The organism is Nocardioides albus (assembly GCF_014648255.1).
Taxonomy (GTDB): domain Bacteria; phylum Actinomycetota; class Actinomycetes; order Propionibacteriales; family Nocardioidaceae; genus Nocardioides; species Nocardioides albus.
Window position 1 is genome coordinate 275,614 of sequence record NZ_BMQT01000009.1, and the last position, 20,418, is coordinate 296,031.

A 20,418-nucleotide genomic window follows, 5' to 3' on the forward strand; every position below is an offset into this window, starting at 1 on the left:
GTGAGATACGTCTTCTCGACGACAAACCGGCACAAACCGCCTCGACGGTCGATGCGGCGTCGCGGTCCCCGGTTCCCCCCGGATGCCACGGGACCGCGACGCCGTCCCCCCAACATCGATCTCCGTCATGGGCCATGGCTGAGCCACGTACCCCACTGGAGCCGACACCGGAAGACTCCCCGGTCGAGACCGTGGGTCCAAACACTTCAACCATTCTCGAAACGTGCCGCCCGAGGACGGATCACGAGCTGGTCGAACGCCGCGAGACGGCGGTGCTCATACCGTCGGCAGATCAGACTCTTCTTGCGGCTTACCGACCAGCAGACCACGCAACCGAGCCGTACGGATCGCGTCCGCTCGGTTCGAGACGCCCAGCTTGCGATAGAGCGTTCGCAGCTGAGTCTTCACCGTGTTGGGCGAGACATGGAGCTCGACCGCCACCCGGCGCACGCTCTCGCCGTTCGCCAGACGTTCGAGGACGACCAGCTCCCGATCGCTCAGATCCACCGGCGCATCGAGGGCATACAGGGTCTCCCACACGGTCTCGAGATGCGCCAGATGAGCGATCGACGCGGCGTCAAGCGTCAGCCCTGCCGCCCGGTCGAGCACGTATCTCAAGCCTTCGGAACCGACCCGAACGTACGGCCAGACGATGCGATTGCGCGCACCGGTAACGATCGCCACCTCGATGCACCGGTCGGAGGTCTCCTGGTCGCCAAGACCCGCATGGGCAAGCGCAAGGATCAGATGTGCGAGCACAGCGAACCGGCCGCGTTCACCGGCCACCGGCTCGAGTGTGGCCGGTAGCTGCGCGATCACGTCCTCGAACCGACCGAGCCCGAGCAGCACCCGCGCGCGAGACAACGCGTCATTGATCGGATCCTCGCGTGGCGGCGCGGCATCGAGAAGCGCGAGTGCACCATGAGGGTCGCCCTCATCGAGGAGCAGCTCAGCACGAGCGAGGATGATCAGGTATTGCTCTGCCACGCTGAGCGGGTGACCACGGAGTGCGATCTCGGCGAGGTCGATCTCCTGAAGGGCGACTTTCGGTCTCTGCAGGGCTTGGTGGGCGATGACACGTGCCTCCATCTCGATCAGGGCCACCGCTACCGGATCATCGATCACCAGTGACGACTCGGACAACAGCTGACGGAGTGCGTCCACGTCGAGGGAATGAAGTGCACGTACGAACTGGAGTGTCCGTGAGATCGCCGACCCCCGTTCTGGCAAAACATTCCGGGTGGCGCCGATGTGGCGCCACCAGAGGCCCGGATCATCGACGGTCCACTGAATCAGCTCTTCGCAGTCGGCGGCGAGGGCAGCGAGCCGCGGCGCACCTCCGACCGTGGCAGCCGCGACGGCCTCCGCGAACATCGCCAGCGCTTCTTCGGGTCGGTCGGCGGCGGCGACAGAGAGACCGGCGTGGATGTGGAGCAAGGCATTGGCCGGGTCGCTCGCCGGTGGGTTGGCGAGGCAATGCCGGAGTCTGGCCTCGGCCTCCTCATGCCGGCCGGCCGAACGGTCCTCGACGGCACGCAGGACAGCGATCATGGTGCGGGACTCGTCCGCACGAGACTCACTCGAGACGGATAGCTGGGGGCTGGCCGAGTCCGCCGTCTTGTCAAGGCGGCTTTCGGCGCGGTCGAGGAATCGCTGCGCCAACTGCCGGTCCCGTGGTGCGACCGGTGTCGCGCGGTCCCGCTGGGCCGTGTCGATCAACGCCCGCGCCCGAACGATCCAGAGCTCGGCAGACACCTCTTCGTCGCGGACCTGGGCGAACAGGTCGCGGATCATCCCCGCGGGGACGTCGTCCAGACGGAGCCATTCCTCACCCAACAGCTCGAACAGGGCTGTCCGGAAGCGGTCTCCGTCAGCGACTGCGATCGCGTCAGCGAGCAACCCCCGGTCGCGCATCGCCCCCATCGCGGCTCGAACCAGCTCCATCTGGCGATCGCTGGTGAGGTCCGCTGAGAAGCGTCTGCGCATGGCAGCCCGGATCGCGGGTGGGAAACCAACGGTGTCCGGCCTTGCGCCGACGATCAGGAGCTCGGCATCCTGCATCGCCCGAACCGAGTAGGGACTGTACGAGTCGCGACCGCTCATGACGTCCAACGCAGACGTGGCGAGCTCGCCCGCGTGGCCCGTCAGCAGGAGGGTCTCCCACATGCTCCAGTGGGCGCCGCCGGCAGAGGCTGCGGCTGACATGTCGGATGCTGCCCGGTCGCAACCTTCCGCGAGAGCCGACGGATCGTACCTGCCGCGCTCTGCGAGCACCTGGATCACGGTGTCGATGAACGCGGGATAGCCGGCGGTCGCGTCCAATATGCCGGTGGCTTCGCGATCGGAGAGCTCCACGCCGTGCTGGGCTGCCCACTCCTGCACCTCCGCACGAGTGAAACGGAGCGTTCGGCCCGCCACCACAGCATCCGGACGAACGCCGGCCACGCGCAGACCCGCCGGCCATCCGATCCCGGTCATGACCACCAACCGGGCGCGCGGCCACGCTCGCCGACTCTCCACCGCGACATCCACGGCGACATCGTCGTAGTCGACCACGATGACGTCGGGAGCGATCGAGTCCCTCGTCGACCGACTCACCTGCGTCGTACTGTCGACCCACACCGCATGAAGCCCCGACTTGTCGAGCCATTGCCGGATCACCGTCGTCCGTCCGCTACCGCGCGGGCCGTAGACCAGCCCGACACCGCCGGGGTCAAGACTGAGCAGTGGCTCGAGCAGGCGCGGACGCGCCAACGTTCCGTCGGATTTGATCGTGCCGTCATACATCAGTGCGCAAAGCCCCCACCTGCGTCGTCGCGCCCCGGAGGGCCGCGCGCCCATCGTACGGCCCTTCGATTCGTTTCCCGCACAACCGCAACCGCCGTTCCCGCGACGCAGACCGTCACCGGCCGGCGACCCGAAGAGCTGGTCAGCCTGCGAATGCCGCGCGGCCCTGCACGGCAGACGTGCCGAGGTCGCTCTTGGGGAGCGTCGTCCCGGCAGTGACCGCCTCTGACCAGGCTTCGGTGCTGGCGACCGCGGCGAAGTTCGAGTGCAGGAGCACGAGCAGGGTCTGGTGCAGCTGGTCGGCAGAGACCTTGCCGGCCTCGTTGGCCAGATGGATGGCGCCCGTCGCGTCGGAGAGGATCTCAGCGGTCAGTCCGAGCTCCTCGGCACCGACCGCCGTGGCGATGTCGCAGTTGTTGGTCATGAAGCCGACGATCGTGATGGTGTCGACGCCTTGCTCAGCCAGCCAGGCGGCGACGTCGGTGCCTGCGAAGACGCTGCTCTTGTCCTTGGTCACGCGCTTCCAGGAGGGCTTCAGGCGCGCCTCGATCTCCGGGTGCAGGGCCCAGCTGGGGCTGTCGACAGCAAAGACGGGAGCGCCTTCGGGCAGCTCGTGCTGTACGACGACCACCGGCAGCTCCTGGCTCTCGGCCACATCGAGCGCGGTGAGGATGTTGGCGAGCGACTGCTCGCGGGACGGGGACTGGATCTGGAGGATCCCGTCGAAGTACTCCTGCTGGACGTCGACGACGATCAGGGCGCGGCGGGGCGTGGTCACAGAGGGTCTCCTCGGTTCGATGGTGTTCTCGTTCCTCTCCACTCTGGCTCGCCGGCAGGCGGTATCGTGAGTGGCGCAGATGACGACTTTCGATGAGATCGGGCCAGAATGCGCATCGTCGTGTACGCCTTCGACGGCATCACCATGTTCCACCTCGCCGCTCCCCTGCTCGTCTTCGGCGAGGTCGGCCGCCTGGGGCTCGCCGATGGCTGGGACCCGGTCGTGTGGACCGAGGACGGGCGCGGCGTACGAACCGCGGAGGGGCTCAGGGTCGATGACGTCGCCGGCCCCGAGGTCGTCGAGGAGGCAGACCTCGTGGTCCTGCCGTCCTGGCCGGGACAGCTCCCGCCGACCGACGCGACCCTGGCCGGCCGGATCCATACCGCGTGGGCACGAGGCAGTCGCATCGCAGGCCTGTGTCTCGGCGCGTTCCCGGTCGTGGACAGCGGGATCCTCGACGGCCGGGACGTCGTCACCCACTGGGGCGCGGTCGACGAGCTCGCTCGCCGTCGGCCGGGCGTGACCGTCACGCCGGCAGCGCTCTACCGCGACCACGGCGACGTCCTCACCTCAGCGGGCACGGCGTCGGCGATCGATGCCTGCCTGTCGATCGTGCGCTCCCACCTCGGCTCGGCCGCGGCCGCCACCGTCGCACGACACCTCGTCGTCGCGCCCCACCGCGACGGCGACCAGGCCCAGTACGTCGACCGCCCCATCCCCGACGCCGGCGGCGTCGGAGACCTCGGACCGACCATCGACTGGGCCCAGGCCCACCTCGACGCGCGGCTCACCATCGACGACCTGGCAGCCCACGCCGGCATGAGCCGCCGCAACTTCACCCGACGGTTCACCGAGGTCACCGGAACCACCCCCGCACGCTGGGTCCTCACCCGCCGCCTCGACGAAGCCCGCCGCCTGCTCGAGACGACGACCTGGTCGATCAGCCGCATCGCCGGCGCATGTGGCTTCAGCAGCGTCGTGACCTTCCGGCAGAACTTCACCACAGCCTTCTCGACGACGCCGACGTCCTATCGTCGGAGGTTCGCCCCCGGTAACCCATAGACCGAGACGGAACCGTTGGTGGACGCAGAGGGACTCGAACCCCCGACATCCTCCTTGTAAGGGAGGCGCTCTACCAACTGAGCTATGCGTCCGAAGCGCCCCAAGAGTACGCGATCTTGGGCGGGCCAGAGAAACCGGGCCGTAAATGGAAGTTGAGCCGCTGACGTCTCGGGTCATCAGCGGCTCAACAGTTATAGGTTAGATCCCACCCAGGGCATCAGAAAAGCGATGTAACCACCCTGTTAACACAAGTTGGATGACCCGTAAACTACTGGGTCACACGACAGCGTGGAGCTGCCGCAGGTGCTCGTCGAGGTCGCGGCCGTCGGCGTTGGCGTTGTGCACGGCCCAGCGCAGCACGCCCGACTTGTCGACGATGTAGGAGGACCGGAGCGGAGCGCCGGTGCGGTCGTTGAAGACGTCGTAGGCCTTGGAGACCTCGCCGTGCGGCCAGAAGTCGGAGAGCACCGGAAAGTTGAGCCGGTCGGTGTCTGCGAACTGCCTGATGGCGTACATCGGGTCGCACGAGATCGCCAGGACCTCGGTGTCGAAGGTGACGAACTCGTCGAGGCGGTCGCGCAGGCCGCTCATCTCGCCGGTGCACACGCCGGAGAAGGCGAACGGGAAGAAGAAGATCGCCACCGACTTCTTGCCGTGGAAGTCCGACAGTGTGACGTCGGCGCCGAACTGGTCACGCAGGGTGAAGTCCGGGGCTGCCCCGCCGGCCTGAAGTCCGCTCACTGCCCTGCCACCCTCTCGCCGTTCGGTCCTGCCGCCTCGTCGTCCCAGGTTGCCAGCTCGCGCCGGAGCACCTTGCCGGTCGCGTTGCGCGGAAGAGCATCGATCACGACGATCTCGCGCGGAACCTTGAAGCGAGCCAGATTCTCCTTGACCCAGTCCTTCAGAGTCACATCGACGTCGCCCCCAGCCTCGGCTTCAGCGCCAGGAACCAGCACCACGAACCCACGCAGCCGCTTTCCGAAGTCGGCGTCGTCGACCCCGACACAGGCGGCGTCGGTGACGAGCGGGTGTCGCATCAGGCAGTCCTCGACCTCCTGTGGGAAGACGTTCTCGCCGCCGGAGACGATCATGTCGTCGTCGCGACCCTCGACATAGAGACGCCCGTCGGGTCCGAAGCGGCCGACGTCGCCGGTCGCCATCAGCCCGTCGACGACCTCCTTGCCGCCGCCGCTGGTGTAGCCCTCGAAGAGGAGTCCGTTGCCGACGAAGATCCGGCCGGCATCACCGTCGGGAACCGGTACGCCGTCGCCGTCGAGGATCCGCATCTGGGTCCCCCACGGCACCTTGCCGGCCGAGGTCGGCGCCTCGCGCAGGTCGACGGGGTCCGCGATCGAGGCATAGGAGACCTCGGTCGAGCCGTAGACGTTGTAGAGGCTGTCCCCGAACCGGTCCATCCACTCCAGGGCGAGGTCGCCGGGCAGCGCCGAGCCGGAGGACGCGACTGCCTTCAGCCTGGAGGCGATCCCCTCCAGGTCGTACGCAGCCAGCGTCTCCTCCGGCAGCGACAGGATCCGCTGCATCATGACCGGGATGACCACGAACGAGTCGGCCCGGGTCTCGGCGAGCGTCGCGAGGGCGTCCTCCGGGTCGAACCGGCGGCGCAGGATCATGGTGGTGCCGAGCAGCTCGGCGAAGAGCAGGTGGGCGAGCCCCCAGGTGTGGAAGAGCGGCGCGGCGATGAAGCACCGCCATCCGTCCTTCATCGGCATCCGCGACATCAGCGCGACGGCAGCGTCGAACCCGGCCTCCGGACGCGGCGCCGACTTGGGCGCCCCAGTCGTGCCGGAGGTCAGGATCACGATCCGCCCGTGCCGCTTCGGCGGCGGCACCGGCCGCGCATCGCCGTGAACCAGCGACTCGAGCGTCTCCGCGCTTCGCGCGGTTGCTCCCTCCCGGTCGTCGGAGTCGACCCACGCGATCAGCCGCTGAGCCGAGGTCGCCGAAGACAGCAGCCCGGTGAACTCCTCGTCGTGGATGACCAGGGCGGGCTTGTCCCGCTCCAGCACCCCGACGAGCTGCGGACCGGCGAAGGCGGTGTTGAGGTAGAGCACATCAGCGCCCAGCTTCGCCACCGCCAGGGTCGCGTCGATGAACCCGCGGTGGTTACGACACATGATCGCGACGCCGTCGCCCTCGCCGACCCCACGGGCGGCCAGCGCCCGGGCGATCGCGTTGGAACGGCGGTCGAGCTCGGCGTACGTCAACGAGCCCAGCTCGTCGATGACCGCGGTGCGGCGTGGGTAGCGCCGGGCGAGGCCGATGAACCCGCCGGCCGGCCCGGTGCCCCAGCGCGCCAGCGCCAGACCGGTCCGGGCGAGCCCGATCGGGTTGACCGGCCGGACGATGCCGGAGCCGGCCAGGATCCTCGCCGCAGATCCGGCGGTGCGTGCCTTGGCAGCCGTAGTCGAGAACACCGTCGGAAGTCTAGCCACGTGGTGGCGCCGCCCCCGTCGGAATGGAACCAGAATGCGGACACTGCGTCGCACTAATCCCGTGGATCACTCCCCCGCGCTCACTCACGCGCGGCCTTCGACGATGTTCGGCGATCCCGAGAATCGCGGCCATCACGCAGGGGTCTTCGGCGCCAGCAGACGCGTCGCGGCCCAGTCCTTGCTCACAGATGCGGTGGTGGTCTGGGACAGTCCGGCGATGGGTGCGGCCTCGGCGATGTCGGCCGCGTCGACCGCACCAGGGCGGCCCACCTTCGGCGTCAGCAGCCAGATGACACCGCCGCCGACGAGGTCGGTCAGCGCATCCACGAGTCCGTCGACGAGGTCGCCGTCGTCGTCGCGCCACCACAGCAGCACGGCGTCGACCACGTTGCCGTAGTCGCCGTCGACCAGATCTGCGTCGACGGAGTCTTCGATGGCGACCCGCAGCTCGTCATCAGTATCGTTGTCCCAGCCCAGTTCCTGGATGACCATGCCGGACTTGAGGCCCAGCCGGTCCGCAGGCCCTGTGGCTGCGGTCGAGCTCACGTGTCGTTTCCTCCAAAGCTTGTCGTCCACGCCGCTTGCATGGACTTGTTTGGTGGTAGTCCAGCGGAGAACGCGAGTCCATGCAACCCCACCCGCCTGTCAGACGCTAGTTAACGGCGTGTCGTAAGCCTTTCATGCCCTCGGATCGAGCAGGTGCAGCAGTACGTTGCGGTCCTGTGCCGTCCCTGCCGACGGGTGCTCGGCGAGGCGCACCCGCGGCCCCTGCCAGTCGTTGGCGGACAGCTCACGGGAGAGCGAGGCGAGGTGGCCGACCTCCTCGATCGAGCCGCTCCACCGGGCGGAACCGGCGTGGTCGAGCATCGTGGTGGCGATGGTCAGCACGTCGCCGTCGGAGATGAGCTCGACGACGCGACCCTGCTGCGGCCAGTCGATCAGGGACGGCGCGGTGACCTCCCACCACGAGCCGTGAGGCTTCACCGCCGTACGGTGGGTGTGCCCGTTGAGCCAGAGGACCGCGCTCTCATGCCTCGAGACGGTGTGCACGATCTCGTCGCCGAGCACCCGCCGCTTGCCGCCGGGGCCGCTCATGTCGTTGACCAGCGAGGCCACGTCGTGGTGGCTGGCGATGACCGCGAGACGCTCGTCGTAGTCGGTGGAGGCGAGCACGGCATCGAGCCACTCCAGCTGCTCGGCGTCGATCGATCCCTGGAAGCCGCCGGCCGGGTTGACCGTGTCGAGGACGACGAAGGTGACCTCGTCGTTGGCGTCGTAGCGGTAGTAGGGCTCGCCGCCGGCCTTGAACCCGTGCCCGGGCGGCTTCGCCTCGTCGTGCACGTGGGAGTCGACGAACTCCTGCAGCGTGGTCTGTCGGCGACGTCGGTCGGCGGTCACCTCGTAGGGCTCCAGCTCGGCCAGCATCGCGAACGCTGCCGGATCACCGGAGACCAGGCCGGAGATGAGCTTCGCCTTGGCCTCGTCGGTCCAGTGCTCGGGCATCGCGATCGCCTTCAGCTCGCCGACCGCGACCTCGCCGATGGCGGACGTGCCGGGCACGGTGCCCTGCAGCAGGGCGTCGTGATTGCCGTTGACGGCCAGCCACGGCACCTCCAGCCCCGGCGAGTCGATCGCGCGGCGTACCGCCTTCAGGAGCCCGGGGACGAGGGGAAAGCCGTGGTCACCGCGGCGCATGTCGTACGTCTCGCCCTGCGGGTGCCAGAAGCGCTTGTCGGGCAGAGCGGCGACACCCTCGTAGTGCAGCAGGTCACCGGAGTCCGGCGTCAGCCGGCCACCGTCGAGCAGCGTCAGATACCAGTCGAGCTCGTTGTACTGCCCGTTGTCGGTGTTGTCCCCGGTCGCGATCGCCAGGTCGAGCGGGCCGCCACCGACGGGGCCCTCGGTGATCTCGTTGACCGCCTCGACCATCGCCGCGCCGACGTGCGCGGTCAGCAGCTCCTGCGCCCGGTACGTCCCGACCTGGTCGATCAGGTCGCTGGTCGTGCTGTCGGGGTCCATGAGCCGGTCCAGGACCTCGACCCGGGCCGGAGACTGGTGGTCGCAGATGTGCATGTCGGACAGGTGCGCGACGGTGAGGATCGGGTCACCCAGCTCCTCGGGCTTCCGGGCCAGCTCGGTGCGCGAGACGTGGCGCTCCTGCGGCCCCTCGGCCAGACGTACGTAGGGGCCCTTCCGGCCACCCGCGACGATCCGCCCGCTCTCGCTCGTGACACCCATCTACGCCGCCTCTTCTCCTCGGGACCGGCCGCTGCGGTCGAGGGCGAACGATACTCCCCGGCGCCTGACCCCGGCAGCCGAGATCGGATCTACGACGTCGTCGCCTCGACCCGGACGGGTCGCTGCAACCTGTCGCTGGCGATCGACCCGGCGAGGCTGATCAGTGCCACCAGCGCCAGGAGTCCGGCGGGCGCCCACGACTTGTCTCCGGCAGCGGCGAAGGCCCAGGTGGCGATGAAGGGCATGAAGCCTGCCAGGACGTTGGAGAAGTTCGCCGACAGCGCGACTCCGCTGTACTGGAGGTGTGCCGGGAAGAGGCTGGACAGAGCCGGTCCGATCGCGGAGTACGGGATCGAGATGCAGGCGATGCCGAGAGTCACTCCGAGAAGGACCAGGGCCGGGACCTTCGTGTCGACCAACCAGAACACCGGGAAGGCTGCCACCACCGTGACCGCAGAGCCCAGGATGTTGACCTTGGCCGCACCGATGCGGTCCGCCAGCCGGCCGAAGTAGACGAGGACGGCCATCTGCGCGAAGGCGCCCACGATCGTGCTGGTGAGGGCCAGCGACTTGGGGAGGCCCAGGCTCGAGGTGATGTAGCTGATCATGAACGTGGTCATGATGAAGAACGCCGCGGTGCCGATGAAGTACATCGCCGCGCCCACGAAGAGGCGTCCGGACGCCGTCCGGAAGGTCTCCACGACCGGGAGCTTCTCCCGCTGCTCTGCGGCGACGAGCTGCTTGAACAGCGGAGTCTCCTCGACCTTCATCCGAAGGTAGAGAGCCAGGGCGAGGAGCGAGAACGCCGCCAGGAACGGGACCCGCCACCCCCACGACAGGAAGTCGTCCTCGGGCAGCATCGAGGCCAGGATGAACGCTGCGGACGACAGCACGGTGCCTGTGGGCGAGCCGAGCTGCACCATCGAGGCGTACCGGGCCCGCTTCTCCTCCGGGGCGTACTCCAGCGCCATGAGGGTCGCACCGCCCCATTCGCCGCCGGCCGAGAGGCCCTGCAGCACCCGCATCACGGTGAGCAGGACCGGCGCCGCGAGGCCGATCGCGGCGTAGGTCGGCAGCAGGCCGATGGCGCCGGTGGCGACGCCCATGACGACGATCGTGCCGATCAAGGCCGCACGTCGGCCGTAGCGGTCGCCGATGTGGGAGAAGAGCACGGCGCCCAGGGGGCGGACGACGAAGCCGATACCGAAGCTGAGCAGCGCGATCATGGCCGCGGTCGCGGCGTTCTCGGTCGGGAAGAACAGCCCGGCGAACACGATCGCGGCGGCGGTTCCGTAGAGGAAGTAGTCGTACCATTCGAGGGCGGTTCCGACGTACGCCGCGGCGACGATCCTGCGGACGTCCTTCTCCGTGGGGGGAGCCGGCGAGACGCCGAGGGTGGAGGTGCTCATTGGGGGGTCCTTGTCTTTCGTTCCGCCATGGCTATGGGCGGGTCACTGACGGGTGATCACCTTGGTGGGGTTGAGGATGTTGCGCGGATCGAGTGCGGTCTTGATCGACCGGTGCGTGGTGAGGGCGATGTCGCCGAGCTCGGTCTCCAGCCAGGAGCGCTTGAGGAGTCCGACGCCGTGCTCGCCGGTGATCGTGCCGCCGAGGTCGAGGCCGAGCTGCATGATGGCGCCGAACGCTTCCCAGGCACGCGCTGTAGCGGCCTCGTCGGTGGGGTCGAAGACGACGCCCGGGTGCATGTTGCCGTCGCCGGCGTGACCGGCGCAGGTCACGAGGACGTCGTACTCGACGCCGATCTTCTCCACACCGCGCAGCAGGTCGCCCAGCCGTGCCCGTGGGACGCAGACGTCATCGACGAGGGTGGCGCCCAACGGCTCGTGGGCGGGGCCGACCAGGCGACGAGCCGCGATGAGAAGCTCGCCTTCGGCAGGGTCGTCCGCGACCACCACCTCCTCGGCGCCGTGTCTGCGGCAGACCTCGGCGAAGGTCGCCAGGTCGGTCGCGGCCCGGCTGGGATCGTCGGACTGGGCGATGAGCACTCCCCCGGTGTTCTCAGGGAAGCCCAGGTCTCGGTAGGCGGAGACGACCTTGATCGTCGGACCGTCCATGAGCTCGAGCAGAGAGGGCCGGACGCCGGTGGCCATGAAGTCGCTGACTGCGTTGCACGTGTCGACGACGTCGGTGAAGATCGCGACTGCGGTCAGCGGCGGCACGGGTGCCGGCCTCAGCGAGACCACGACCTCGGTGATCACGCCCAGGGTTCCCTCGGAGCCGACGAAGAGACTCGTGAGGTCATATCCGGCAACACCTTTGGCAGTCGTACGCCCGGTGCGCAGGACCGAACCGTCGGCCAGCACCACCTCGAGGGCCCGGACCGAGTCCCCGGTGACGCCGTACTTGACGCAGCACAGGCCGCCGGCATTCGTGGCGACGTTGCCCCCGATCGTCGAGCTCTCCCAGGACGACGGGTCCGGGGCGTAGAAAAGGCTGTGCTCGCCGACCGCGCGGGAGAGCTCCGCGTTGACGACCCCAGGCTGGACCACAGCGATCTGCTCACCGACGTCGATGCGCAGGATGCGGTTCATCCGCTCCAGGTTGAGCAGGATGCAGCCGTCGATCGCGTTGGCGCCGCCCGCGAGACCGGTGCGGGCTCCCTGCGGAACGACCGGGATGCCTGCTGCGTGAGCGAGCCGCAGGGTGGTGGCGACGTCGTCGGTCGAGCGAGCCCGGACCAACGCAGCTGGAACGCCCGCCGGACAGAAACGAGCCTGGTCGTGGGAGAAGCTCGCGAGCACGTCGGGGTCGGTGGTCACGACACCGTCACCGAGCTCGGCGACGAGTTGCGCACCCATCTCGACGGCTGCGACCGGTGGGGGCTGTGCGGCGCTTGGCATGTGACCAGCGTCTCGGCGATCGGCATGAGTCAGCAATCACGATATGCCGCATCTTCACACCGAGGAACTGTGCAGATGCACAACGCAGGGGCGCGCCTGCCCCAGGGCGTCAGTGAGTTGCGTACGCGGCGTGTCGGGCGACGGCCTGGCCGCGCTTCCACGTCCGGAAGCTGTCCTCGTTGTTCCCGCGGCGCCAGTAGCCGGAGATCGACAGGTCGCCGCGCGGCACGCCGCGCTCACGCAGCAGATAGGGCCGGATCCGCTGCATGGTGACCTCGGCCTCACCGTGCACGAAGGCATGCACCCGGCCGAGGAGCCAGGGCAGCTCCCGCACCACTGTGTCGAGGGGCGGGTCGACCGTGGCGTCCAGCCAGCGCACCTCGACCCCGGCCGGCGCATCGACCTGCTGGAGATGCTCCACCGACGGCACCTCGATCACGGCGTAGCCCATGGCGTCGGTCGGCAGCGCGGCAATTGCCGCGCGGATCGCGGGCAGAGCGGACTCGTCGCCGACGAGCAGGTGCCAGTCGGCCGACGGGTCCGGAGCGTACGTCCCGCCCGGTCCGCGCACGGTGAGCACATCCCCCGGCGAGGCGCTCACCGCCCAGCGGCCGGCGAAGCCCTCGTCCCCGTGGTGCACGAAGTCGATGGCGAACGTTCCCTCGGCGACCGAGGGGTCCAGGGCGGTGTAGGTCCGGCAGACGTTCGACCCGTCACCGGCCGGAATCTCCAGCCGCACGAACCGGTCGGTGCACGCGCTGCCCTCGAACGCGGACAGGTCCTCGGCACGGAAGTGGACGCGGGTCATCCCGGCACTGAGACGCCGGGTCGCGGTGACCACGACCCCCGTGGCTGGCTTTGCCTCCGGCTTGACCGCGCGAAACATGAGGGGAGCCTAACCTAAATTCTGAGAAATGCAGATCAGGCCAAACCGGTGGTCGAGCCTGCCCAGACCCCCTAGAGTGGCGTCGTGCTCTACTCCGCCGGGTTCGAGTTCGAGTATGCCCTGGTGAGCGAGACGGGCACCTTCCATGACTTCGGGGACCTCGACTTCGCCGCTCTCCAACGCGCCCTCGCGGACGGCTCCGGCACCACCGACGAAGGTCTGGTCCGCGGCGATCTCGGCATCAAGAACGGCTACTGGTACCTCGAGGGCGACGAGCGGTTCGATCCCGACGGCACCTTCACCTCGATGCTGGTCAAGGGGGTGGAGATCCGCACCCCGATCTGTGCGAACACCACTGAGGCCGCCGACCGGCTGATCGACCTGCAGGACGACCTCTCCGAACGCCTGGCGCCGCTCGGCCTGCACCTGGGCATCGTCGGCTTCAACCCGGTCCGCGAGGCGTACCTCTTCGATCCGCCGCTCAATGCGTGGGAGCAGGAGATGCGGGCCGAGCATCGTGAGTACGACCACGCCGAGGTCTCCAACCTGAGCTACGGCCCCGACATCAATCTCTCGTTTCCCGAGCTCTCTGCGGCCGAGGTCGTCGAGGCGACCCGGCGGCTGACCTACTACAGCCCCTTCATGGTGCCGTTCAGCTTCAGCTCGCCCTTCCATGCCGGCCGGGCCTGGCGCGGCCCGAGCAAGCGCACCTACGAGCGCACCTGGCGGCGGGTGGCGGCACGATGCTTCGTCCCGCCACCCGCGGGTGCCGAGGCGACGATGGTCCACCCACCGCGGATCCCACGCGAAGAGGGACGCATCGAGTTCAAGGCGTACGACGCCTTCCTCTCCCGCGACCTGCTGCTCGCCGGCGCCGCGCTGGCACTCGGTGTCTGCCTCGCCGACGACCTTCCCGGGCTCGCCGACACACCCAGTCGTGACCTGCACCAACGCGCCGCCACCGCCGCCTTCGACGATCCGGAGATCGCCACCGGTGCCCGCGAGGTGCTCGCCGCCGCCCACCGAGCCCTGGCAGTCGGGTCGACGATGGGCGCGGAGGCCGGCCACCTCGACTGTCTGGACCAGTTGCTGCGCGCGGGACGTACGCCTGCCGATAGCCTTCTGGACGCATATTCGCGCACAGGCCTGATGTACCTCTCGGAAGGACTTCGTTGACCGACCTGCCCGCCGACCTGCCCGCCGACACCACTGCTGACACGACCACGGACCAACTCGTGCCGCTTCCCGCGGAGGCCGATGTGGCGATCTGCGGAGCCGGGCCCATCGGCGCCGCGACGGCCTACTTCCTGGCCAGACCGGGCCTGCGGGTGGTGGTCATCAACCACGACCCCGAGGACGATCCGGCGAACCTCGCGACCTATCGCTACTCCGGGGGCAGCATCCGATGGACCTGGCCGGACCCGGTCAAGCGCGAGATGACGACCGAGACCGAGAAGTTCATCCGCGGCGCCGCACCGCTCGCGGATCTGGCGATGCTCCAGAACACCTACCACCTTCTCCACACCGGTGAGCTCATCCCTGCGCTCAACGTCTCTGCGACGCGCCTGGTCGGCCTGCTTCGAGACCAGGCGACAGAGCTGGGAGTGCAGTTCGTCGACGACACCGCCGTCACCGGAGTGCGTCCGGAAGGTCTCGGCCACGTCGTCGAGACCTCGCGCGGTTCGATCCGCGCCGGACGGGTCCTCGCAGCGATGGGTGCCGCCAACGCCTCGGTGTTCCCGGAGAGCAGCGCGACCCCCGAGAAGCGCCAGCTGTTCGTGCTCGACCTGCCGGTGCCACCCGAACGCGAGCAGATGCCACACACGATCGTGCCCGTCGGCGACGGCTTCGGCTATGTCTTCCTCAAGCTCATCGACGACCGTCTGAGGGTCGTGGTCGGCCAGGAGGACATCGTCGAGGACGACGACACCTCAGGACCCGTCGACCACTGGACGACGATCCTCGACCGCGGCCTCGCCGCCACGCTCCCCTGGCTCCGCGACGCCCGCGTCGACGACATCCTCTGGGGCGTCGACACGGCACAGAAGACCCTCGTGGTCGATGAGCCCGCCCCCGGCCTGCTCATCGCCAACTGCGGCAGCGCCATCCGCTCGGCGGCCTGGCTGGGACGTACGCTCGCGGAGCGGCTGGGATCCTAGGATCCCAGCTCGGCGCGGGTCGGCGGGTTGGCTCCCGCGCGCGAGACGGTGACGGCCGCGGCCCGGACGCCGTGGGCCAGCACCTCGCGCCGGTCGCGCTCGAAGTCATCCCAGAGCGCGTCGACCAGGCCCGCGGAGAAGGTGTCGCCGGCACCGATGGTGTCCACGACCGTCACCTTCTCCGCTTCGACGTCGATCCGCTCGGACGGGGTGATCCAGCTGGCGCCGTCACCACCGCGGGTGACCGCAACCGCGCCGGCCCCGAGCGCGAGCAGCCGAGCCGCCGCGTCGTCGAGCCCGACCCCGGGGTAGAGGGTCTCCAGATCCTCGTCGCTCGCCTTGACGACATCGGCGTACGCCGCGGCTCTCTCGATCCGCGAGACGATCTCCTGGCCCGTTCCGGTCAACGTGGGTCGCATGTTGACGTCGTAGAGGACGCGTACGCCGTCCGGGAGCCCGTCGAGCAGCGCGAAGACCGTCTCGGCGCCGGGCGAGAGCACCGGGGCGAGCGAGCCGACGTGCACGAACCGCGGCGTCCCCACGGCGATCTCGCCGAGCTTCCACTCCAGGTCGAAGACGTACGCCGCGGACCCGTCGGCCGCGATGGTGGCCTGCGCCGTCGAGGTCCTGGCCAGCACGTGCGGGTCGCATGCCAGCCGCACCCCGGACTCGGCCAGGTGGGCGGCCAGGGACCGCCCGCGGGCGTCGTCGGCGTAGGAGGCGGCGTAGCGCACCGGCCGGCCGAGCCGGCCCAGCGCGACGGCGACGTTGGCGCCGCTCCCGCCGGGATGTTCGTGAGTTTCGCCGTCTGCCGTCGTGACGACATCCACCAGCGCTTCACCGACCACCAGGACGTCGTCGGCACCGAGGTCAACCAGTTCAGCCACGGCGTGCACGGTAGCAGCGCGGCGTACCGACATTTTCTCCGGGATGACCTGCAGAAACCATTACTCGCTGGTAACCGACCGCGATTGTTCAACGGCCCTCAACCGCGTGCGACTATTGAGGATGTGACCGATGAATCCACCGAGACGACTGGTGGTCCGCAGGGCCCGACCCCCGCCCAGCCGACCGTAATCCACGAGGGTCTACCGACCCAGCTTCCGGACATTGATCCCGAAGAGACCAGTGAGTGGCTCGGCTCGTTCGATGCGATGCTCGAGTCGAGCGGACGCGAGCGGGCCCGCTACATGATGCTGCGTCTGCTGGAGCGAGCCCGCGAGAAGTCCGTCGGCGTCCCCGCGCTGCGCAGCACCGACTACATCAACACCATCCCCTCCGACCGCGAGCCGTGGTTCCCGGGCGATGAGGACATCGAGCGACGCATCCGCGCCTTCATCCGCTGGAACGCCGCCGTCATGGTCTCCTCCGCCAACCGCAAGGGCCTCGAGGTGGGCGGCCACATCGCCACCTACCAGTCCTCCGCGAGCCTCTACGAGGTCGGCTTCAACCACTTCTTCCGCGGCAAGGACCACCCCGGCGGCGGTGACCAGGTCTTCATCCAGGGCCACGCCTCCCCCGGCATCTACGCGCGCGCCTTCCTCGAGGGCCGGCTCAACGAGGAGCAGCTGTTCCGCTTCCGCCAGGAGGTCCAGCACGGCGTCGGCCAGGGCATCTCGTCCTACCCGCACCCGCGCCTCATGCCCGACTTCTGGGAGTTCCCGACGGTCTCCATGGGCCTGACCGGGATCAACTCGATCTACCAGGCGCGGTTCAACCGCTACCTGCAGAACCGCGGCATCAAGGACACCTCCGACCAGCGCGTGTGGGCCTTCCTCGGCGACGGCGAGATGGGTGAGCCCGAGTCGCTCGGCGCCATCCGGGTCGCCGCCCGCGAGGAGCTCGACAACCTGGTCTGGGTCGTCAACTGCAACCTGCAGCAGCTCGACGGCCCGGTGACCGGCAACGGCAAGGTCATCCAGGAGCTCGAGTCCAACTTCCGCGGCGCCGGCTGGAACGTCATCAAGGTCATCTGGGGCCGTGAGTGGGACCAGCTGCTCGCCAAGGACGTCGACGGCGCCCTGGTCAACAAGATGAACTCCACCCCTGACGGCCAGTTCCAGACCTACTCGGTCGAGACCGGCGCGTACGTCCGGGAGAACTTCTTCGGCTCCGACCCGCGCCTGCGCAAGATGGTCGAGCAGATGAGCGACGAGCAGATCCGCAAGCTCCCCCGCGGCGGTCACGACTACCGCAAGGTCTACGCAGCCTTCGACGCGGCCACCAAGACCGTCGGGCAGCCGACCGTCATCCTGGCCCACACCATCAAGGGCTGGACGATCGACGCTCTGGAGGGCAAGAACGCCACCCACCAGATGAAGAAGCTGACCATGGCGGACCTGAAGAAGTTCCGCGACCGGCTGCTGCTGCCGATCTCCGACAAGGAGCTCGAGGCGACCTACGAGCAGACCGGCGCCGCGCCGTTCTTCAACCCGGGTCCGGAGTCGGCCGAGATCGAATACATGATGGAGCGTCGCAAGCAGCTCGGCGGCCCGCTCCCCCAGCGCCGGGTCGAGTTCAAGCCGCTCACCCTGCCGGGCGACAAGGTCTACTCCGAGCTCAAGCAGGGCTCCGGCAAGAACAAGATCGCCTCCACGATGGCCACCGTCCGGCTCCTCAAGGACTGGATGCGTGACCCGGAGATCGGCAAGCGCATCGTGCCGATCGCTCCTGACGAATACCGCACCTTCGGCATGGACGCGATGTTCCCCAGCGCGAAGGTCTACAACCCGGGCGGCCAGCAGTACGAGTCGGTCGACCGGAAGTTGTTGCTCTCCTACAAGGAGTCCGCCCAGGGCCAGCTGCTGCACGAGGGCATCTCCGAGGCGGGCGCGGTGGCTTCGGCGACCGCTGCCGGCACGGCGTACGCCACCCACGGCGAGCCGATGATCCCGTTCTACATCTTCTACTCGATGTTCGGGTTCCAGCGCACCGGCGACTCGATCTGGGCGATGGCCGACATGATGGGCCGTGGCTTCCTGATCGGCGCCACCGCCGGCCGCACCACGCTGACCGGTGAGGGTCTGCAGCACGCCGACGGTCACTCCCCGCTGCTGGCGGCGACCAACCCGGCGGTCGTGCACTACGACCCGGCGTTCGCCTACGAGGTCTCGCACATCATGCAGAGCGGCCTCGAGCGGATGTACGGCACCTCCGAGGAGCACCCGCACGGCGAGAACGTCATCTTCTACCTGACGGTCTACAACGAGCCGGTCAGCCAGCCCAAGGAGCCCGAGGGCGTCGACGTCGAGGGCATCCTGAAGGGCATCCACCAGGTCTCGACCGCCCAGGGCGAGGGCCCGAAGGTCCGCCTGCTGGCCTCCGGCGTCGGCTTCCCGTGGGTCGAGGAGGCCGCTCGCCTCCTCGAGGAGGAGTGGGGCGTCAAGGCCGACACCTGGTCGGTGACCTCGTGGAACGAGCTGGCTCGCGACGCCATCGACGCCGAGCAGTGGAGCCTCAACCACCCGGGCGAGACCCCGCGCACGCCGTACGTCACCGAGAAGCTCTCGGCGTCCACCGGTCCCGTCATCGCGGTCTCCGACTACATGCGGGCCGTCCCGCTGCAGATCGCCCGCTGGGTGCCGGACGACTACCGGGTCCTCGGTGCCGACGGGTTCGGCTTCGCCGACACCCGCCCGGCCGCGCGTCGCTTCTTCCAGATCGACGCCCAGTCCGTCGTCGTCCAGGCCCTCCAGGCCCTGGCCGAGGCCGGCGAGATCGACGCCTCCCTGGTGAAGAAGGCCTTCGACGCCTACCGCATCGACGACCCGACCGCCGCGAAGGGCATCATGCAGGAGGGCGGGGACGCGTAGCCTGCGCCCCTGCAAGCCGCCGAGTCGGCGCAGATGTCCCAGATTCTTGAGACATCTGCGCCGACTCGGCGCTTCTATCTGGGGCAAACACCCGCCCCCGGCAAGTTTCTCGACGTACGCAGCGCAAGAATGGACAACGTGACCGCAGTGATCCCACCCACCCGCCAGCGCACCGCGCAGGCGCTGCGGCGCGCGACCGGCCGATTGGCGACGGCCGCGACGTCGCGCATGGACGACGCGATGCCGTGGTTCAAGGACCTCTCGGCCAAGAACCGGTCCCTGGTCGGGCTGATCGTCCAGGCCGGCATCAAGGAGTTCGTCGGCTGGTACGCCGGTGGCGCTTCAGCAGACACCGCCAAGCCCGACCTGGCCGCGTCGATGTTCGGCGTCGCGCCTCGGGCGCTGACCGGCATCATCACCCTCCAGCAGACCGTCGACCTGGTGCGGCTCTCGATCGAGGTGGTCGAGGCCAACATCGACCACCTTCTCGGGCCCGAGGATGCCGCCGACGTGCACGAGGCCATCGGCCGCTATGCCCGTGAGGTCGCGTTCGCCACCGCCGAGGTCTACGCCCGCGCCGCCGAGCAGCGCGGCGCCTGGGACGCCCGCCTCGAGGCGCTCGTCGTCGACGCCGTCCTGCGCGCCGAGACGGACGAGGTCGTCCTCTCCCGCGCCAGCGCGCTCGGCTGGGACGCAGACCTGCCGCTGTGCGCGGTGTTGGGCCACGCCCCCGACGGGATCGGCCTCGACGCTGCCATGGAGGAGGTACGCCGCCGCGCCCGCGCCCACGGTCTGCACACGCTGTGCGCGGTCCAGGGGGACCGGCTCGTGGCCCTGCTCGGCGGCATCGACGACCCGTTGAAGGCCGCCGGCCGCATCGCGGATCTCTTCGCGGACGGTCCCGTCGTGGTCGGACCGGTTGCCGCCGGACTGGCGACCGCCGCCAACTCGGCCCGGGCCGCGCTCTCGGCCTATCGGGCAGCGCCGGGCTGGCCCGATGCGCCTCGACCGGCCCTGAGCCAGTCGTTCCTGCCCGAGCGTGCGCTCGCCGGCGACGCATGGGCCCATCGCTACCTGATCGAGCACCTCTACCAGCCGTTGGTGGAGGCTCGCAGCACCTTGATCGAGACGCTGGCTGCGTACTTCGCCGCCGGCGGCGGGCTGGAAGCGACCGGCCGGACCTTGTTCGTGCACCCCAACACCGTGCGCTACCGGCTCAAGCAGGTCGCTGAGCTCACCGGGTTCACCCCCACCGACTCCCGCGACGCTCTCGCCCTGCAGGTCGCTCTGATCCTCGGTCGGCAACAGGCCCATTAGCGCGCGCTTCGGCGTGAATTGTAGGACACCTACAAGATTGGGTGACCTATATTCGTCGCCGCTGA

Annotated in this window: 15 protein-coding genes and 1 tRNA gene; 5 read left to right on the plus strand and 11 right to left on the minus strand. The window is 68.9% G+C overall.

All coding sequences use genetic code 11. The features are described from left to right. Positions 1-276: 276 nt before the first annotated feature. Complete coding sequence (locus IEY84_RS20020) at positions 277-2,841, minus strand: helix-turn-helix transcriptional regulator (protein WP_183546222.1); 2,565 nt, start codon at positions 2,839-2,841, stop codon at positions 277-279. An 88-nt stretch (positions 2,842-2,929) separates the two neighbouring features. Further along, the gene (locus tag IEY84_RS20025; protein WP_183546223.1) at positions 2,930-3,565 is read right to left on the minus strand and encodes an isochorismatase family protein; all 636 of its coding nucleotides are present in this window, start codon (positions 3,563-3,565) and stop codon (positions 2,930-2,932) included. A gap of 108 nt (positions 3,566-3,673) precedes the next feature. On the opposite strand from IEY84_RS20025, the gene IEY84_RS20030 reads away from it, so the two are divergent. Beyond that, on the plus strand, positions 3,674-4,627 hold the full coding sequence (locus IEY84_RS20030; protein WP_183546226.1) for a GlxA family transcriptional regulator: 954 nt from the start codon (positions 3,674-3,676) through the stop codon (positions 4,625-4,627). Between the two features lie 16 nt (positions 4,628-4,643). On the opposite strand, the gene IEY84_RS20035 is transcribed toward IEY84_RS20030, so the two are convergent. From IEY84_RS20035 to IEY84_RS20070, 8 genes are all read right to left on the minus strand, one after another. Then, a tRNA-Val gene (locus tag IEY84_RS20035) sits at positions 4,644-4,719 on the minus strand. A gap of 184 nt (positions 4,720-4,903) precedes the next feature. Further along, complete coding sequence (locus IEY84_RS20040; protein WP_183546228.1) at positions 4,904-5,368, minus strand: peroxiredoxin; 465 nt, start codon at positions 5,366-5,368, stop codon at positions 4,904-4,906. After that, a complete protein-coding gene (locus IEY84_RS20045; protein ID WP_183546230.1) occupies positions 5,365-7,062 on the minus strand; it encodes an AMP-binding protein in 1,698 nt (565 codons plus the stop codon). The genes IEY84_RS20040 and IEY84_RS20045 overlap by 4 nt, the downstream gene beginning before the upstream one ends. Positions 7,063-7,212: 150 nt before the next feature. Then, complete coding sequence (locus IEY84_RS20050; RefSeq protein ID WP_183546232.1) at positions 7,213-7,626, minus strand: DUF3052 domain-containing protein; 414 nt, start codon at positions 7,624-7,626, stop codon at positions 7,213-7,215. 132 nt (positions 7,627-7,758) lie between these two features. Beyond that, complete coding sequence (locus IEY84_RS20055) at positions 7,759-9,318, minus strand: TIGR03767 family metallophosphoesterase (protein WP_183546234.1); 1,560 nt, start codon at positions 9,316-9,318, stop codon at positions 7,759-7,761. Positions 9,319-9,407: 89 nt separating this feature from the next. Next, entirely contained in the window at positions 9,408-10,727 is a 1,320-nt protein-coding gene (locus IEY84_RS20060) for an MFS transporter (protein ID WP_183546236.1), read from the minus strand. 42 nt (positions 10,728-10,769) lie between these two features. Continuing rightward, entirely contained in the window at positions 10,770-12,179 is a 1,410-nt protein-coding gene (locus IEY84_RS20065) for an FAD-binding oxidoreductase (protein WP_229788865.1), read from the minus strand. A 109-nt stretch (positions 12,180-12,288) separates the two neighbouring features. Continuing rightward, the gene (locus IEY84_RS20070; RefSeq protein ID WP_183546238.1) at positions 12,289-13,065 is read right to left on the minus strand and encodes a siderophore-interacting protein; all 777 of its coding nucleotides are present in this window, start codon (positions 13,063-13,065) and stop codon (positions 12,289-12,291) included. An 84-nt stretch (positions 13,066-13,149) separates the two neighbouring features. On the opposite strand from IEY84_RS20070, the gene IEY84_RS20075 reads away from it, so the two are divergent. Continuing rightward, positions 13,150-14,241 (plus strand): glutamate-cysteine ligase family protein, encoded by a 1,092-nt coding sequence (locus IEY84_RS20075; RefSeq protein WP_183546240.1) that lies wholly within the window; start codon positions 13,150-13,152, stop codon positions 14,239-14,241. Next, on the plus strand, positions 14,238-15,224 hold the full coding sequence (locus IEY84_RS20080) for an NAD(P)/FAD-dependent oxidoreductase (protein ID WP_183546242.1): 987 nt from the start codon (positions 14,238-14,240) through the stop codon (positions 15,222-15,224). The genes IEY84_RS20075 and IEY84_RS20080 overlap by 4 nt, the downstream gene beginning before the upstream one ends. Here the strand turns inward: IEY84_RS20080 and IEY84_RS20085 are convergent. Continuing rightward, entirely contained in the window at positions 15,221-16,111 is an 891-nt protein-coding gene (locus IEY84_RS20085) for a carbohydrate kinase family protein (RefSeq protein ID WP_229788867.1), read from the minus strand. The genes IEY84_RS20080 and IEY84_RS20085 overlap by 4 nt on opposite strands. Positions 16,112-16,234: 123 nt before the next feature. Between IEY84_RS20085 and aceE the strand changes: the two genes are divergently transcribed. After that, complete coding sequence (gene aceE, locus IEY84_RS20090) at positions 16,235-19,036, plus strand: pyruvate dehydrogenase (acetyl-transferring), homodimeric type (protein WP_183546246.1); 2,802 nt, start codon at positions 16,235-16,237, stop codon at positions 19,034-19,036. 129 nt (positions 19,037-19,165) lie between these two features. Continuing rightward, positions 19,166-20,353, plus strand: a complete 1,188-nt coding sequence (locus IEY84_RS20095; protein WP_183546248.1) for a PucR family transcriptional regulator — start codon at positions 19,166-19,168, stop codon at positions 20,351-20,353. The last annotated feature ends 65 nt before the right edge of the window (positions 20,354-20,418 follow it).